Below are 16,124 nucleotides of genomic sequence, written 5' to 3' on the forward strand. Positions count from 1 at the left end.
CGTGCGACATGCCGCCCATGGAGCCCGCGGCGATGGTGGAGCCGTGATAGGCGTTTTTGCGTGAGATGATGATGCGGCGGCGAGGCTCGCCCTTGAGTGCCCAATAGTGGCGGATGAGCCGGATGGCGGTGTCGTTCGACTCCGAGCCCGAGGAACCGAAGAAGACCTGGTTGATGTGCGGAGGCGCAAGCTCGGCGAGCCGCTGCGAAAGTGCGATCACCGGTGGATGCGTGGTCTTGAAGAATGTATTGTAGAATGGCAGCTCGAGCATCTGCTCGCGCGCCGCCTCGGCGAGTTCGGCGCGTCCATAGCCGACGTTGGTCGTCCAGAGGCCGGCCATGCCGTCGAGGATGCGGTTGCCCTCGCTGTCCCAGATATAAGGACCATCGGACCTGACGATCACACGGGCGCCGCTTGCCCGCAGAGACTTGTGATCGCTGAAGGGATGCAGATGGTGCAGGGCATCGAGATCCCGCCACACGGTGGTGCTGTTCTTCAGTCGGCTGGTCGCCATGGATGTCTCCGGTGGAGCGGGCGTGGTCTCGAACGGTGCGGTGGGAACCGGCCTGGAAGCCGATGGCTTGCAAAGGGCTCGCGGCGGAGCGTGCGAGCTCAATCCGACGCTGGCGGCGTGAAGCCCACACGGGCGCAGAGCTCGAGAAGCTCCGTCTTGCGCGTCTTGGCGATGCGGCCGGTCGATGTCACTTCGGTCTTCCAGAACGATCGGGCGGCTGGGCGCCGCCTGCGGTAAGCCGCCTCAGACGCTGAGTAGGAGATGCTCGCGCTCCCAGGGGCTGATCACGCGCATGAACTCTTCAAACTCACTGCGCTTGAGTGAAAGGTAAACGTGGCAGAAGCGCCGGCCGAGGATCTCGTGCAGCTCGGCCGAATCCTCGAACGCAGTGAGCGACTCGAGAAGGCCGCGCGGAAGCTGATGGTCGTTGCGGTAAGCATTGCCGATCACGGCTCCCCGCGGCTCGAGCCCCATCTTGATGCCGAGATAGCCACAGGCGAGGCTTGCGGCGATGGCGAGGTAGGGGTTGGCATCGGAGCCTGCGATGCGGTTCTCGATCCGCCGCGCGGACGTAGGCGAGAATGGCACGCGCAGGCCGGCGGAACGGTTGTCCGGTCCCCATTCGACGTTGATCGGCGCGGCCCCTCCCGGCACGAGGCGGCGGTAGGAATTGACATAGGGGGCGAGCAGGCAAGCCGCTTGCGGCAGGAAGCGCTGCTGGCCGGCAAGAAACTGGTAGAAGTATCGGGTCGGCTCGCCGCTCTCGTCGGTGAAGATGTTCCGCCCGGTCTCTGCATCCACCACGCTCTGGTGGATGTGCATGGCGCTGCCCGGCTCGTTGGCGAGCGGCTTGGCCATGAACGTGGCGTAGCAATTGTGCGTGAACGCTGCTTCGCGGATCGTGCGCTTGAACAAGAACACCTGGTCGGCGAGGTCGATGGGATCGCCGTGCAGGAGATTGATCTCGAGCTGTGCGGCGCCGCCTTCCTGGATGATGGTGTCGATCTTGAGATACTGGCGCTCGGCATAGTCGTAGATGTCGTCGACGATCTTATCATACTCGTCGACCGCGCCGAGGCTGTAGGCCTGCCGTCCCGCGCCCGCGCGGCCGGAGCGTCCCGTCGGCGGTTCCAGCGGATAGTCAGGATCCGGATTGGCCTTGGTCAGATAGAATTCGAGCTCGGGCGCGATCACGGGCGTCCAGCCTTCCTTGCGGTAGAGCGCAAGGATGCGTTTCAGGACCGAGCGGGGTGCGATTTCGACGGGCTCGCCGTTCTGCCACGTGGCATCGTGGATGACTTGCGCCGTCGGGCTCGAGGCCCAGGGCGCCGGGCGGATGGTCGAGAGATCCGGCACCATGAGAAGGTCGCTCTCGGCATAGAGGATCTGCTGGTCGCCTTCCTCGAAGCCCACATAGTCGCCGGTGATGGTCTGGTGGAAGATCGAGATCGGAAGGTGCACGGGGTCAAGTCGGGCAAACTTCTCGGCCGGCATGGTCTTGCCACGGGCGACGCCGGCGATATCCGGGACCGCGCAGTCGACCTCTTCGATGCGATGATGCGTCAGCCAGGCGCGCACCGTGTCCGGCGTTGTGCCGGCGCCGAACGTTCCGCTCGTCAGGCTGGCCATCGCTCCCGTGTCGGCTGACATTATCCACCTTGTTGACTAGAGTGCTTCCGGAAAAGTGGGAACCGGTTTTCCGGTAAGAAGCACGAAGAAACAAAAGCGTAGAGCCGTTCCCCGATTCCACTTAAAGCGGAACGGCTCTAGGCCCGGCGCTGGCCTGGAAAAACCGGGTGCGGCAGCCTTGATGCTCTGCATGCCAGTGCGCCACCTGTCCGCCGCGGCGGCAAGTATACCCGGCAAAAAACCTCTGCAATGTGATCACAAAAGGCGTGTAAACTCAAGCATCGGCTGGCTTTGCTTCGCGCCGGGCATCCGTTTGCCCGGAGCACAAAATGAGCTTCGGTGGGCGGTTCGCGTCCCTGCAGCGGCGTCGCCGGTGAGCCCATGGCTTGGCTCGCCTGAGCTGAGGCCGAATGCCCGCCACGAGCGCCAGGAGGGGGTTCGCTCGGATGCGGGAGCAAAGGCGCGTCGGGGGCGCGCATCGTACGAAGCGGCGCCCCATCCGGGAGGATCCGCACCGGGGCCTTTCCAAGCTCCGGCTTTTCAACTTAGAACACGGCCATGGCGGCCCCGCACATCAGCTCCTATTACGCAGCCACGATCAATGACGACACGCAGTATCCGGCGCTCGAAGGCACGGTTTCGGCGGACGTCTGCGTCGTTGGCGGCGGCTTCTCCGGCATTTCGACGGCGCTCTCGCTCGCCGAGCGCGGCTATCGTGTCGTCGTGCTCGAGGCGCAGCGCGTCGGCTGGGGCGCCTCGGGGCGCAACGGCGGGCAGGTGATCGCCGGCATCAGCGGGGAGCACCGCCTCGAGGCCCAGCTTGGCGATGCTGGGCGGCGTCTCCTCCGCGACATCCGCTATCGCGGCCATGACATCATCGAAGAGCGCATCGCGCGCCATGGCATTCAATGTGATCTGAAGCACGGGTGGATGGAGGTCGCCGCACGCTCGCGCCATATGGCGGCGATGCGCGCCTATGTGGAAGCGCGCCGCGCGGACGGGGACGGCGCTCACCTCGAGATTGTCGAGCCGGGCGGTATGGACCGCGTGATCGGCTCGCGCCTTTACCATGGCGCGGTGATCGATCGCCGCAGCGGGCATCTGCATCCGCTGAACCTCTGCCTCGGCGAGGCGCGGGCGGCGGCCGCGATCGGCGTGCAGATCTTTGAGGGCTCGCCCGTGACGGCGCTGGGCGGCGGCGCGAAGCCCTTTGCTAAGACAGCGAGGGGGCGTGTCACGGCCGCATCCATCGTCATCGCCGGAGCCATGGACCGGGCCGTGCAGATGGGGCCGCTGCGCGGGCTCGTGTTTCCGACCGGAAGCTACATCGTCGCCACCGAACCGCTGCCCGAGCCCGTCGCCCGTGAGATCAGCCCGCAGGATCTGGCCGTCGCCGACAGCAACGTTGTCGTCGATTACTTCCGCCTCTCCGCCGACCGGCGGCTGCTTTTCGGCGGCCGGTGCAATTATTCGAACCGTGATCCGCGCGACATCCGCGCCACGCTGAGGCCGCGGATGGTGAAGGTCTTCCCGCAACTCAAGGGCATCGGCCTCGACTACGCGTGGGGCGGCAAGATCGATATCGTGCTCACGCGCGTGCCAGCTATCGGGCGGGCCGAAACCAACGTCTACTACATGCAAGGCTACTGCGGCCACGGCGTCAACGTCACGCACTTCGCTGGCGAGGTCGTGGCGGACGCCATTGCCGGGACAATGGAGAAGCTCGATCTATTCGAGCGGATCCGGCATGTGCGGCTTCCGATCGGGCAATTCCTCGGCAACCAGCTTCTGGCGCTTGGAATGCTGTATTACCGCCTCAAGGATCTCCTGTGAGACCCGAACTTAGCGTTTGACGTCTCCCGTCGCGTATTCTTCGGGAGGCCAGAACGCCAGCGGGGGGATCCGGGTGTTCCCGATATCCGCCCCGCCTCATTCCACACGCATCACGCTGCGGCGGCAACCTTTTCGAGAATCCTGGAGATCGCCTGCTCGATCTTGGCGATCGCTTCGTCGCACGCGATGTAGGCCGGGGTCGCGGCGCTCCAGTTCTGGCTGCGCACCTCGTCGATCATCTTCGCGGCTTGCGTCTGCGCGGCTGAGAGCGCCGATGAGAGGTCTGCCGCCAGCGCCGAGCTTCCTGCCGCGCGGCAGGTGGCTTCGGCCTCAGCCATCACGCCCGCCTGGGGAAGCTGGGGCGCGGTCGCAGGGGCCGGAACGGCGCCGAGAAGGATCTGGGCGAGCTGGCGCTTCCAGGAAATGGCTTCCGCGCCGAAGCGGATCAGGGCCGGGCAGCGCACTGGCAACTCCGCCGTATCGAACGCCTTGCGCAGCAGGCCTTCGCAATCCTCGAGGCGCTTGCCAATCTTATGGACCTCGTCCTTGCTCTTCGTCGCCTTCTCCGAGATGCGCACCACGTTATGGGTGATCTCGGCCGTTGCGGCGCGCTGCTGCTCGAGCACGTTCGAAAGGCCGCGGATGCGCTCGGCCACTTCCGCCACCTCGTCGCCCATGCTCTCAATGATGGTCCCGACCTGCGTCACGACTGAGCTGCCGGAGGTGACGGACTTGAGGCTGTCGGTCACGGCATTGCGGATCTCGCGCATCTCGCGGGTCAGCGCTTCAACGCGGGAGCGGATCTCCTGGGTCGCCTTGCCGGTCTCGACCGAAAGTGTCTTGACCTCGGCGGCTACGACAGCGAAGCCGCGGCCGGCCTCTCCTGCGCGTGCTGCCTCGATGGTGGCATTGAGCGCCAGCAGGTTGGTCTGCCGGGCGATGGAATCGATCGAGGTCGCCATCTCCCCGATCTGGTCCACGGCCGCCTGCAGCAGGGAGACCTGATCCCCGATCTTGCTCGACTGGCTCTGGATATTGGTCATGGCTTCGACGGCGGCGCGGCTGTCGTTGATGCAGCTCCGCATAGTGTCGCGCGCGTTCTCGGTCTGGTTGGCGCTCTGCGCCGAGACGGTGGACAGCTCGGCGATGGAGGTCGCCATCTCCTCGACCGCGCTCGAGATCGAGACCGTCGATTGCGCGACCTCGCTGAAGTCGTGCGACAGCCAGCCGATGTTGACGGCCGCCTCGCAGGCTTCCTTGCCGAGGTCGTCCATCAGCATCATCTGCTTCGTGTTGGCTTGCGTGACGAGCCCGACGAGACGGGTGAGGGCGTCACCCAGAGCGCCTTCGACTGCAACCCCGGCCTGGAGCTTGCTCTGGATCAGGGCTTCGAGCGCGGCGACGAGCTCTCGCTCAGAAGCGGGCGGAGTCGTCTGGGTGGCGGCGACGCTCGTTTGCGGGCTGCCCGCATGGCGCATGGCAAACACTGGTATCCTCCTTGGCGACGGGATAGTCCGCCCGTTTGCCGCCCTTCGCCTCAAAAGAAGAGCAAAGCGGCCCCGGACGTTAGTTTGTGAGTTCACTGTTTCCCAAAGTTAGAAAGAAATGCGTTAAAAGCGGCTTAAGGGTCCTCTATCGTGTACAATCCATCCTATTGCGGAAGGGTTGCCGGCGCCTTTTTAGGGCTTGGGCGGCCGTTGCGGCCGGCTGCTAAAGAGAGCCTCGGCCCGCCGGGCCACGCGGCCGGATGCGCGCATCCGCTTCTTGACTCCGCGCCGCCTTCGAGCGCATGAACCGCCTCATAAATTCTTACGCCGCTTCGTACGTGGCGAGTGAGAGGAGACAGTATTATGCACGCACCCCAGCCAATTTCCGCGTCCTCCGAGATCACGCTGACATTTCCCGACGGTAACAGCCGCCGCATTCCGGCCGGCACGACGGGCCTCGAGGTCGCCAAATCCATCTCGCCTTCGCTCGCCAAGCGCACGGTGGCCATGAGCCTTGACGGTGTCCTGGCCGACCTGGCGGATCCGATCACCAAGGATGCCGCCATCAAGTTCGTCTCGCGCACGGATCCCGAAGCCCTTGAGCTCATTCGTCACGACGCGGCCCACGTCATGGCCGAGGCCGTGCAGGAGCTCTGGCCCGGCACGCAGGTGACGATCGGCCCGGTCATTGAGAACGGCTTCTTCTACGATTTCGCGAAGGAGGAGCCTTTCGAGCCGGACGATGTGCCGAAGATCGAAAAGAAGATGGCGGAGATCATCGCCCGCAACGCGCCCTTCACGAAGGAAGTGTGGGATCGCGAGGAGACGAAGCGCTTCTTCCGCGATAAGGGCGAGCTGTTTAAGGTTGAGCTGGTGGACGCGATCCCCGCCGACCAGCAGATCAAGATCTACAAGCAAGGCGAGTGGCTTGATCTCTGCCGCGGCCCCCACATGGCCTCGACGGGGCAGATCGGCAACGCCTTCAAGCTGATGAAATTCGCGGGCGCCTACTGGCGCGGCGATTCCAACAACCCGCAGCTTCAGCGCATCTACGGCACGGCTTGGGCCACGCAGGACGAGCTCAAGGCCTATCTCCACCAGATCGAGGAAGCGGAAAAGCGCGACCACCGGAAACTCGGCCGCGAGATGGACCTGTTCCATTTCCAAGAGGAGGCGCCGGGCTCGGTGTTCTGGCACCCGAAGGGCTGGAGTCTCTTCCGGACGCTCATCGACTACATGCGCCGCGCCCAGCAGAATGCCGGCTATATGGAAGTGAACTCTCCCGACATGATGGAGAAGCACTTCTGGGAGCTCTCCGGCCACTGGGAGAACTACGGCGAGAACATGTTCACGACCGTCCTTCCGGACGAGCGCGTGTACTGCTGCAAGCCGATGAACTGCCCCGGCCACGTGCAGATCTACAAGAACGGCCTTAAGAGCTATCGCGACCTGCCCTTGAAGATCGCCGAGTTCGGCAAGGTGCACCGCTACGAGCCGTCGGGCGCGCTGCACGGGCTTTTGCGCGTGCGCCATTTCACGCAGGACGACGCCCACATCTTCATCACCGAAGATCAGATCATGGAGGAATGCCTCAAGATCAACGATCTGATGCTGGCGATCTACAAGGACTTCGGCTTCGAGGACATCTTCATCAAGCTCTCGACGCGGCCCGAAAAGCGCGTCGGTTCGGATGACCTGTGGGACAAGGCCGAGAAGGCGCTGGGCGATGTGCTCGACGAGGTGAAGCGCCGCTCGAACGGCCGCATCAAGACGGCGCTGCAGCCGGGCGAGGGCGCGTTCTACGGCCCCAAGCTCGAATATGTGTTGAAGGATGCCATCGGCCGCGAGTGGCAGTGCGGCACGACGCAGGTGGACTTCAACCTCGCGGGCCGGCTCGGCGCGTTCTACATCGACGAGCATTCGCAGAAGAAGACGCCGGTGATGATCCACCGCGCCATGTTCGGCTCTCTGGAGCGCTTCACGGGCATCCTGATCGAGAACTATGCCGGTCATTTCCCGCTGTGGCTCTCGCCGGTGCAGATCGTCGTGGCGCCGATCGTCTCGGACGCCAACGACTACGCGCTCGAGGTGGTGCAGAAGGCGGAAGCCGCGGGCTTGCGCGTCGAAAGCGACCTTCGGAACGAGAAGATCAACCTCAAGGTCCGCGAGCATTCGCTGGCCAAGGTCCCGGTGATCCTCGTCGTCGGCAAGCGAGAGGCGGAGGAGCGCAAGGTTTCGGTCCGCCGCCTCGGCTCGCAGGCGCAGACGGTGCTGAGCCTTGACGAGGCTCTCGCATCGCTTGCTGCGGAAGCGATGCCTCCCGATCTGCGCTGAGCTGCCGCTGGCTGAGCCATTGCTACCTGTTCGCTCTGCGTCTCTCCTTCCGTGAGGGCGCAGAGCGGCTGCTGCAACCTGTGGCCAGCAGCTTGCGCTTTCGCATCAAATTGTCAGCACGCTGTAATGCCGGCCTTAAGCGGGGCTAGGCATACTCCGCTTCAGAGGCCAGCGTCCGTCTGGGTCTCGAAATCGAGCTATGCAGGTCCTGAGGGAGACACCAGAATGTCGTTTGCCAAATCCGCACTCGTCGCCGTGCTCGTCGCCGCGACCGGGCTGGGGGCCACCATGACGACGGCCGCCGCCGGCAGCAAGAAGCACAAATACTACGGCCATCACCACCACCATCATCATCATCGTCACAGCAAGGCTCGCAACTTCGCCTATGGAGCGATTGTCGGCGCTGCTGTGGTGGGCGCGATGAGCTACGAGAGCTGCAAAAAGTGGAAGCATCGCTACAATCGTACCGGCAACCCGGCGTTCCTGGACCGCTATTACGCCTGCCGCTACTAGAGCCTGGTCATTCGAGATACGGGCACGCTTTTTTGCTTGCTGCGAAAGCGTGACCCAGCCTCTCTAGAGCCTGATCGTTTGAGGCGGATGCGGACACGCATTCACCGAGAACGTGAATCAGTCTCTCAAATAAAGACTTAGAGCGCGGTCACGCCGCACAATCCGATTCCAATAACAGTGAACGCGCTCTAACAGCACGACATAGTAAAGGCCCGGCCCCCGTGAAGGGACCGGGCCTTTGCTGCTTCGGAGACCGCCGAGGCAGCGCGACGTGGCTCAACGCCGCTTCTTATTCCAACGCTTGTGGTGATGATGGCGGTTGTGGTGCCGATAGTTCGGCGGTGCGCAGCGCTGACGGCCCCAGATGTAGGAGCGATGCCAGCCGCGATGGTCGCGCTTGCAAGACGCATGCAGGCCGTGAACCTGAATGACCTCGGAGGTAAGGCCGGCGGTCGCAGCGGATCCTGCCGCACCGAGCGGAGCGGCTTGTGCGCCGGATGCGAGAAGTGCGAAAGAGAGCGCGCCGGCCAGACCGGCGAGAGTTCTTTTCATGGTCGTCACCTCCAAGAAACATGGGCCGGCTGGGCAGACCTATGATCGCTGCTTTCGCCTGGGCCGGTTGAGCAACATGGCCGAGCACGCCGAAATCATTGCTAATGGCTGGCGTGCCGCACGGTTGTTGTTTGCCAAAGTCCATATTAATCGGAGATGAATGTCGATCTCGAGCCGCCAGGATGCCAAGTGGAACAGAGCAATCTCCGAGCCGCCGTCATTGGAGGAGGCCCTGCGGGTCTCATGGCTGCGGAGACGCTGGCCAGCGGCGGCGTTTCCGTCGCGCTCTATGAGCGCATGCCCCGCGTCGCGCGCAAGCTTCTGCTTGCGGGCCGTGGCGGTCTGAACCTCACCCACAGCGAGCCGCTGCCGGCGTTCCTCTCGCGCTACCATGCGGACGGGCCGCAGTTTCTCTCCGCGATCGAAGCCTTTCCGCCCGCGGCGCTGAGAGCTTGGTGCGAGGCGTTGGGACAGGAGACGTTCGTCGGCTCGAGCGGTCGCGTCTTTCCGCGCGCGATGAAGACTTCCCCCCTGTTGCGGGCGTGGCTCAGGCGCTTGGAAGGCCTGGGGGTCGAGGTCAGGCTCGGGCATCTCTGGCGCGGCTGGGATGCCGAAGGCCGGCTTATGTTCGACACGCCCGAGGGACAGGTCGCCGTCGCGGCGTCATGCACCGTCCTGGCACTCGGCGGTGCGAGCTGGCCGCGCCTCGGCGCCGATGGCAGCTGGACCGCACCCCTTGAGAGAGACGGCGTCCGCATCGCGCCTCTTGCGCCTTCCAATTGCGGCGTGCACGTGTCTTGGAGCGAGATGTTTGCCTCGCGGTTCGCAGGCACGCCCTTGAAGCGGATCGCTGTGACGATCGGCCAGAAGACGGCCCGCGGCGAAGCCTTGATCACCGCCGACGGTCTCGAGGGCGGCGTGCTCTATGCGCTCTCCGCGCCGATCCGGAAGGCTCTAGCTGCGAGCGGCAGCGCCGATCTCCTTCTCGATTTGCGCCCCGACCAGACGTTGGATGAACTCACGCAGCGTCTCGGCAAGCTGCGCGGCAAGCAGTCGCTCGCCACATGGCTTCGCAAATCGCTGCGTCTCGACGCTGCCGCGGTAGGCCTCCTTCAGGAGGCCGCGCACAAGGCAGAGGCTCCGCTCGCAGGCATGAGCGCCGAGGATCTCGCCAGCCTGATCAAGGCTGTTACGATCCCTGTTACAGGGCTCGCGTCCATCGAGCGGGCCATTTCGACGGCCGGCGGTGTTCGGCTCGACGAACTGGACGAAACCTTCATGCTGCGCGCGCGGCCAGGAACCTTCATGGCCGGAGAGATGCTCGACTGGGATGCCCCTACGGGCGGTTATCTTCTGCAGGGCTGCTTCGCTACCGGTCGCGCTGCCGCGCTCGGCGCGCAAGCCTACGTCGTCCAGAGGCAGCGTGATGCGTTGCCAGCCGGCTTGAACGCGGAGACTTCGTAAGCCACTGCGAAAGAGGCGCGCCGAGGCGCTGCTCTAGCTCTTTGTTTGAGAGACTGATGCACGTTCTCGGTGGGTGCGTGTCCGTGCCCACCGAGAACGATCAGGCTCTATCCTTCGATCTCATTGCGCAGGATCTCGAGCTCGAGCCATCGCTCCTCGGCGGCCGCGAGTTTCGCCTGCACGTCGGCAAGCGCATCGGAAAGCTCCGTGAACGCCTGGCGGTCGCGGGTGTAGAGGTCGGGCGCCTCGAGCGTCTTCGAGATTTCGCTTTGCTTTGCCTCGAGCGCCTCGATCTCGCGCGGCAGCGTCACGAGCGCGTGCTTGTCCTTGTACGACATCCGCCGCCGGGCGGCCGGTGGCGGCTCCTCGATCCTGTCCGCCTTAGGCTTCGGATCGGGCGCCGCTTTCGCGCGCGCCTCGCGGGCGAGATCGCCGCCGCGCTGCGCCAGCATGTCCTGATAGCCGCCGGCATATTCCGTCCAGCGCCCGTCGCCCTCCGGCACGATCACGCTCGTCACGATGCGGTCGAGAAAATCACGGTCATGGCTGATGAGGAGCACCGTGCCCTTGTAGTCCGCAAGCGTCTCCTCAAGCACGTCGAGCGTCTCGAGGTCGAGGTCGTTCGTCGGCTCGTCGAGCACGAGAACGTTCGACGGTGTCGCGAGCGCCCGCGCCAGCATCAGCCGCCCCCGCTCGCCGCCCGAGAGCGCGCTGATCGGCGTCAGGCGCTGCTCGGGCGCGAACAGGAAGTCCTTCATGTAGGCGACGACATGCTTCCGTTCGCCGCCGATCGAGACCGTATCTCCGCGCCCCCGCGTCAGCGCCTCCGCGAGTGTCCAGGCGGGATCCAGGCTCTCGCGACCCTGGTCGAGCGACGCCATCTCGACGCTGGCGCCGCGGCGGACCTCGCCAGCATCCGGCTCGAGCGTGCCCGCGAGCAGCGAGACGAGCGTTGTCTTGCCGGAGCCGTTGGGCCCGATGATGCCGAGGCGGTCGCCGCGCATGAGGCGGAGCGAGAGATCGCGCACGATGGCGCGCTCGCCGAACGATTTCGAGATGCCTTTGGCCTCGATGACGAGCGCGCTCGAGGTCTCCGCCTCGGCGATCGATAGCGTTGCTTTGCCCTGGACGCCGCGATAGTCGCGCCGCTGCTGGCGAAGTTGCCGAAGCTCCGCCATGCGCCGCACGTTGCGTTTGCGCCGCGCGGTCACGCCGCCGTGCACCCACTGCTCTTCTGCGACGATCTTGCGGTCGAGCTTGTGTTGGCGGGTCTCCTCGTCGGCGAGCTCCTGGTCACGCCAGGCCTCGAAGTCGCGGAAGGGCAGCTCCACACGCCGCGCGCGCCCCCTGTCGAGCCACACCGTGGTACGCGAGAGCTTTTCGAGGAAACGCCGGTCGTGGCTGATGATCACCATGGCCGACCGCGACTGCATAAGCCGCTCTTCGAGCCATTCGATGGTGGGAAGGTCGAGGTGGTTCGTCGGCTCGTCGAGCAGCAGGATGCCAGGGTCGGACGCGAGCACGTGCGCCAGCGCCGCGCGCCGCGCTTCCCCGCCGGAGAGATGCTCGGGTGCCTCGCTGCCATCGAGGCCAAGTTCCTCCAGAAGCTGGCGCGCCTGATAGGTATCGTCGCTCGCGGCGAGGCCGGCCTCCACATAGGCGAGCGTCGTCGCATAGCGCGAAAGATCCGGCTCCTGCGGCAGATACCGCACCAGCACGCCCGGCTGCACGAAGCGCCGCCCCCTGTCAGGCTCGACCGTTCCGGCGGCAATACGCAGCAGCGTTGATTTTCCGGATCCGTTGCGGCCGACGAGGCAGATGCGCTCGCCCGCGCCGACCGCGAGATCGACGCCGTCGAGCAGCGGTGCGCCGCCGAACGTGAGCGCAATGTCGGCAAGCTGGAGGAGGGGAGGGGACATGGTGAGGCGGCGAGGAGTTTCCGGTTATGAGGGTGCAAAGACCATGATCGCTTCGGACCCTATCAGTCCGAAGCGTGAATCATCGGTCTCATCAAAGACCATGATCGCTTCGGACCCTATCAGTCCGGAGCGTGAATCATCGGTCTCACCAAATAGCTAGCGCGTCTATACAAGGTTCGCGCCGCCGATGGCCAGAGGCATCCCGGAAACCGCTTCTCTGAACGCCCGCTACCACGAGCGGCCGCGTGGCGCCCTCGCTCTCTCGCTCGCGTGTGCTAGCTCGAAACTGTCTTGCCACCGAGCAGGCGAACCATCCTGCGGCGGAGATCTGCCGGCAGGATTGCGAACCCTTGCTTCAGGGCCGCCCGGGCATGCCCGAGATAAAGCATCGCATACACACGCCCGAGCGTCGATCGCGCGACGGCCCAGTCGCGCACCGGCATCGCGCCATCGGCCCACTCCATCTTGTAGCTGTCGCCGGGAGCCAGGAGATCGAAAACGGCCGTGCCGTTGTCCGTCGCCTGCCGGATGCTGTCCTCCAGCAGCAGGGCGCCGACGGAGATCTTCTCGAAGCCGAGATCGTAGGCGATGACGTGTGCGGCGGCCCGCCCTTTGCAATGCATGCAGATCATGGTCGCGGCGGGACGATCGCCGCATGAGAGACCGATCACGTAGCAGCCGGCTGGACGGGTCGCGTCGCGTAGGACGTCGGCGAAGAACTGAGCCGTTCTCGGGTCGGTAAGGGCAGGGGCCAGAATTCCGCGCGTCTTGAGCCAGTGACGTTTGAGGCGGAACGTCTCGGCTGCAAGCGCTTCGGCTTCGGCGCCCTGCGTAGGCGAGACGAGCGTGACCGCGCCACGCTCGGCGAGCTTGCGCCGCAGCCGCCCGCGCTTACGGCGCGCGCTCCCCGAGTAACGCGTTTCATACACGGCGAAGGAAGGCGCGCTCGCGAGATCGAGGAATGGTGCCGTCTGCTCCGCCGTCACCGCGGCGCCGATGGATGCGAGAAATGGATGCACGACCGCATCCTCCCGCACCCGGCGCAATCGTACGGCGGCGGCTCCGCTTTGCATGGTCACGAGGTGCCACGCCTGCTGGAGTATGGCTAGGCCGTCAGGGCGCTCCTCCATGAGCACGTCGCCATACTGGCTCACGGGATCGCCCATCCAGCTCAGCACTTTCATCGGGCCGGCGCGCTCGACCACAAGCGGCCAGACCATGACCAGGCGGTCGCCCGCGTGCGCTGTGACGATGGCCAACTCGGGGCCGGAGGCGCCTGGCGTGCCCAGGAAGTGATTGGCCCAGTGCCAGAGCCAGTTGAAGGCCTGGAAGAGCTGTGTGTTGCGGCCGCTGCGTGCGAAAAGGTCGTTCCACGATGCTTCCAATGCATCGAAGCCTTCGCGGGTCGTGATCAAGTCGAGCGTGACCTCGTCCGTCGAGACAGACGGAAGCCGCGGTCGCACGTCGGCGCATTCGGGTAGAAACATAGAAAACGATCTCTAACGCACGGGGGAAAATGCCACCGAAAGCGGATCTTCAGTGCTCCGGCGCCATCCTCACAGAAAAAGGATAACGATTTGTCAGGCCAGGGGAGATGCCGAGCCGAGTGCCGGTCCGTCCACTGACAGGACCGCCTTGGGCAGACAGTTGACGCCCGGTGCCGGGGTTGGGGGCGTCGCTCAAGCCGAGCGGTAGCCCGCTGCTTTGCCTAGCTTCAGTCTACATTGTACCTTATCTGAGCACGGTACCGGGCCGCTGAAAGGTAGGCGTCACTGCGTATGGGGAGGGGGATCACGTGGCCACCGTCGTCACCGTCCATGGCACGTTCGCCAATACGGGTGGAACCGCTGAAGCGCTCAATATAGCGGAAGCCGATCCGCAATGGTGGCAGCTGCAAAGCGAATTTGACGCCGATCTCAAAGCGCTGGTCGGCAGCGCCGATGGCGGCCCCGTCACCCTCGCGCCATTCTCCTGGAGTTCCCTCAACAGCGAGCTAGACCGGCGCGCGGCAGGCTCAGAGCTGCTCAAGATGCTGCGCCGCCTCGATGAGCAGGGCGAGCCCTACTGCGTCGTCGGCCACAGCCACGGCGGGTCCGTGGTCGCCTCGGCGCTGATCGAGAGCGCCGCGAAGAAAAAGCCGCTGAGGCATCTCAAGCGCTGGATCACGGTCGGCACGCCGTTCGTCGGCATGCGCAAGGAGCGCTTTCTCTTCACGCGGCTCACCTTGGCGCGCAAGGTCGTCTTCGTCGCGTCGTTCATGCTCTTCATGATGTTCCTGTTCTATGTCGGCGCCGAAGTCATCGACGGTCCGCGCCGCTTTGCAAGCGAGCGCTTCTTCACCGCGCTGCTGTTCTCCGGCACCATGATGTCGCTGCCGATGGCGTTCTTCTACATCGTGTTCCGCTATCTCGACCGGCGCGAACTCCTGGGATATGGCCGCGGGGCGATCGCACGCGCCCGGGAGCACTACGCCGACAAATGGCTGCCGCTCGTCCATAAGGATGATGAGGCCGTGCAGGGTCTGCGCTATCTGCCGAAGATCGATCTGCGCTTCTTCGAGAAGGATTTCGCCGCCTCCACGCTGACCAAAGCCTCGATCATCGCGCTGCCGCTGCTCTACCTGTTCGCCGTTACGTCGCCGCCGGTCATGCTCGCGATCTCGGATTTCCTGCAGACTCGGGTTTACGGGGTGCAGGAGTTCGCCGGCGACGAGGCCGCCGTGACCCGCTCCCGTGAGGAGTTGCGCACGCTCGGCCAGCGTCTGCGTGAGGCGCGGGAGGAGGCGGATAGCGAAGGCCTCGAGCCGCTCGTTGCGGAGGATGCGCGCCGGCGGGTGGGCGAGATCCGCCGCGAGCTGGCTGCGAAGCGCCGTCAGCTCGACGAAGCCTTTCCCCGCTTCGCCGACGCCGAGCGCGCTCAGCGCTTCAAGCGGCGCTTCCTGATGCGCGACCGGAAGCTGTGCGAGGGGGGCCGGCTATGCGGCGGCGGGCATGATTACGCGCTGAACAGCAAGCTTCTCTTCCACGTCGTCACCGACGAACTGTCGGCGGCTGTGGTCGATGAGGAGTTTCTGGGCGGCGTGTTCGGCGGCGTGCTCCGCCTCATCGTGCCCATCGTGCTCGTGCCGGTGGTCTTCGCACTCATCGCCCTCGGCACGCTCGCCGTCATTCAGTACATCGCTGCGCTTCTCAGCGCGCTGCTCAGTCGGCTCCTTAATTGGCTGACGCTCGCCGAGGTGAAACGGTCGACGTTCGGCAACGATACCGAGGGCGAGATCGTCGTCGGCGCGGACTATGCTCCATCATGGCTCGATCCGGTGACATGTCTGCTCCCCGCCGAGGTGAGCGATGCGATCACCGATCATAGCAATGCCATGGCCGCGCAATCGCTCTCCAAATTCCGTAATGCCATCAGCACGTTCGCTTTCTCTGAAGGCGAGGCTGAAAAAGGCGGGCTGATTTCGAACTACCTGTCGTGGAAGGAGCTGGTGCACACCTGCTATTTCGATGTGCCCGCGTTCCGCAAGATTGTCGCGCTGGCGGTCAGCGAAGCCGAAGGTTTCGCTCCAACGTCGGCCTTCCTGCGCGACGCGGCCTTCGCCCGCACGGCGCAGTGGGTGGCCGTGCTCGGGCAGCGGGCCGAGAACGGGCTTGCGGCCGATATCGCCGGCGCGGCGCATCCGCCCCCCGAGCGGCCGCTGGTGCTTCCGGCGTAGAATGCTTGGCGTGTGCGGCGCCATTGTCACGCGACACGCCAACGTAGAAGAAGTGGATATTTGCGTGGGTCCCGGCCTTCGCCGGGATGACGCTGCGGGGAGGCCGCCGCAGGGTGCACAACAGTAGTCTCACAAAAAAACGTCATCCCGACGGAGGTCGGGAT

The 16,124-nt window shown here is 64.8% G+C and carries 12 protein-coding genes; 6 read left to right on the forward strand and 6 right to left on the reverse strand.

The features are described from left to right. Positions 1-514, reverse strand: a 514-nt coding sequence (locus V7P99_RS08545; protein ID WP_333794383.1) for an aminotransferase class III-fold pyridoxal phosphate-dependent enzyme, incomplete at its 3' end; no start/stop codon positions are given. Positions 515-757: 243 nt separating this feature from the next. Next, entirely contained in the window at positions 758-2,164 is a 1,407-nt protein-coding gene (locus V7P99_RS08550) for a glutamine synthetase family protein (protein WP_333794384.1), read from the reverse strand. A 537-nt stretch (positions 2,165-2,701) separates the two neighbouring features. On the opposite strand from V7P99_RS08550, the gene V7P99_RS08555 reads away from it, so the two are divergent. Then, on the forward strand, positions 2,702-3,976 hold the full coding sequence (locus V7P99_RS08555) for an NAD(P)/FAD-dependent oxidoreductase (RefSeq protein ID WP_333794385.1): 1,275 nt from the start codon (positions 2,702-2,704) through the stop codon (positions 3,974-3,976). Between the two features lie 110 nt (positions 3,977-4,086). Here the strand turns inward: V7P99_RS08555 and V7P99_RS08560 are convergent, their stop codons facing one another. Then, a complete protein-coding gene (locus V7P99_RS08560; RefSeq protein WP_333794436.1) occupies positions 4,087-5,454 on the reverse strand; it encodes a methyl-accepting chemotaxis protein in 1,368 nt (455 codons plus the stop codon). A gap of 372 nt (positions 5,455-5,826) precedes the next feature. On the opposite strand from V7P99_RS08560, the gene thrS reads away from it, so the two are divergent. Together thrS and V7P99_RS08570 are read left to right on the forward strand one after the other, a co-directional pair. Further along, positions 5,827-7,797, forward strand: a complete 1,971-nt coding sequence (gene thrS / locus V7P99_RS08565; RefSeq protein WP_333794386.1) for a threonine--tRNA ligase — start codon at positions 5,827-5,829, stop codon at positions 7,795-7,797. Positions 7,798-8,022: 225 nt separating this feature from the next. Continuing rightward, a complete protein-coding gene (locus V7P99_RS08570) occupies positions 8,023-8,310 on the forward strand; it encodes a hypothetical protein (RefSeq protein WP_333794387.1) in 288 nt (95 codons plus the stop codon). A gap of 276 nt (positions 8,311-8,586) precedes the next feature. On the opposite strand, the gene V7P99_RS08575 is transcribed toward V7P99_RS08570, so the two are convergent. Then, a complete protein-coding gene (locus V7P99_RS08575; RefSeq protein WP_333794388.1) occupies positions 8,587-8,862 on the reverse strand; it encodes a hypothetical protein in 276 nt (91 codons plus the stop codon). Between V7P99_RS08575 and V7P99_RS08580 the strand changes: the two genes are divergently transcribed. Together V7P99_RS08580 and V7P99_RS08585 are read left to right on the forward strand one after the other, a co-directional pair. Beyond that, positions 8,861-9,022, forward strand: a complete 162-nt coding sequence (locus tag V7P99_RS08580) for a hypothetical protein (protein WP_333794389.1) — start codon at positions 8,861-8,863, stop codon at positions 9,020-9,022. The genes V7P99_RS08575 and V7P99_RS08580 overlap by 2 nt on opposite strands. Then, entirely contained in the window at positions 9,019-10,326 is a 1,308-nt protein-coding gene (locus tag V7P99_RS08585) for an NAD(P)/FAD-dependent oxidoreductase (RefSeq protein ID WP_333794390.1), read from the forward strand. Before V7P99_RS08580 ends, V7P99_RS08585 begins: the two co-directional genes overlap by 4 nt. A 107-nt stretch (positions 10,327-10,433) precedes the next feature. Here V7P99_RS08585 and V7P99_RS08590 read toward each other — a convergent pair whose 3' ends face one another. Then, positions 10,434-12,245, reverse strand: a complete 1,812-nt coding sequence (locus tag V7P99_RS08590; protein ID WP_333794391.1) for an ABC-F family ATP-binding cassette domain-containing protein — start codon at positions 12,243-12,245, stop codon at positions 10,434-10,436. 275 nt (positions 12,246-12,520) lie between these two features. Continuing rightward, positions 12,521-13,732, reverse strand: a complete 1,212-nt coding sequence (locus V7P99_RS08595) for a GNAT family N-acetyltransferase (protein ID WP_333794392.1) — start codon at positions 13,730-13,732, stop codon at positions 12,521-12,523. A 308-nt stretch (positions 13,733-14,040) separates the two neighbouring features. Here V7P99_RS08595 and V7P99_RS08600 point away from each other — a divergent pair, with 308 nt between their 5' ends. Next, positions 14,041-15,960 carry a hypothetical protein gene (locus V7P99_RS08600; protein WP_333794393.1) on the forward strand — a complete coding sequence of 640 codons (1,920 nt, stop codon included), beginning with the start codon at positions 14,041-14,043 and terminating at the stop codon, positions 15,958-15,960. Positions 15,961-16,124: the final 164 nt, after the last annotated feature.

Origin of the sequence: Hyphomicrobium sp., from assembly GCF_036780825.1 — a bacterium.
GTDB lineage: Bacteria > Pseudomonadota > Alphaproteobacteria > Rhizobiales > Hyphomicrobiaceae > Hyphomicrobium_C.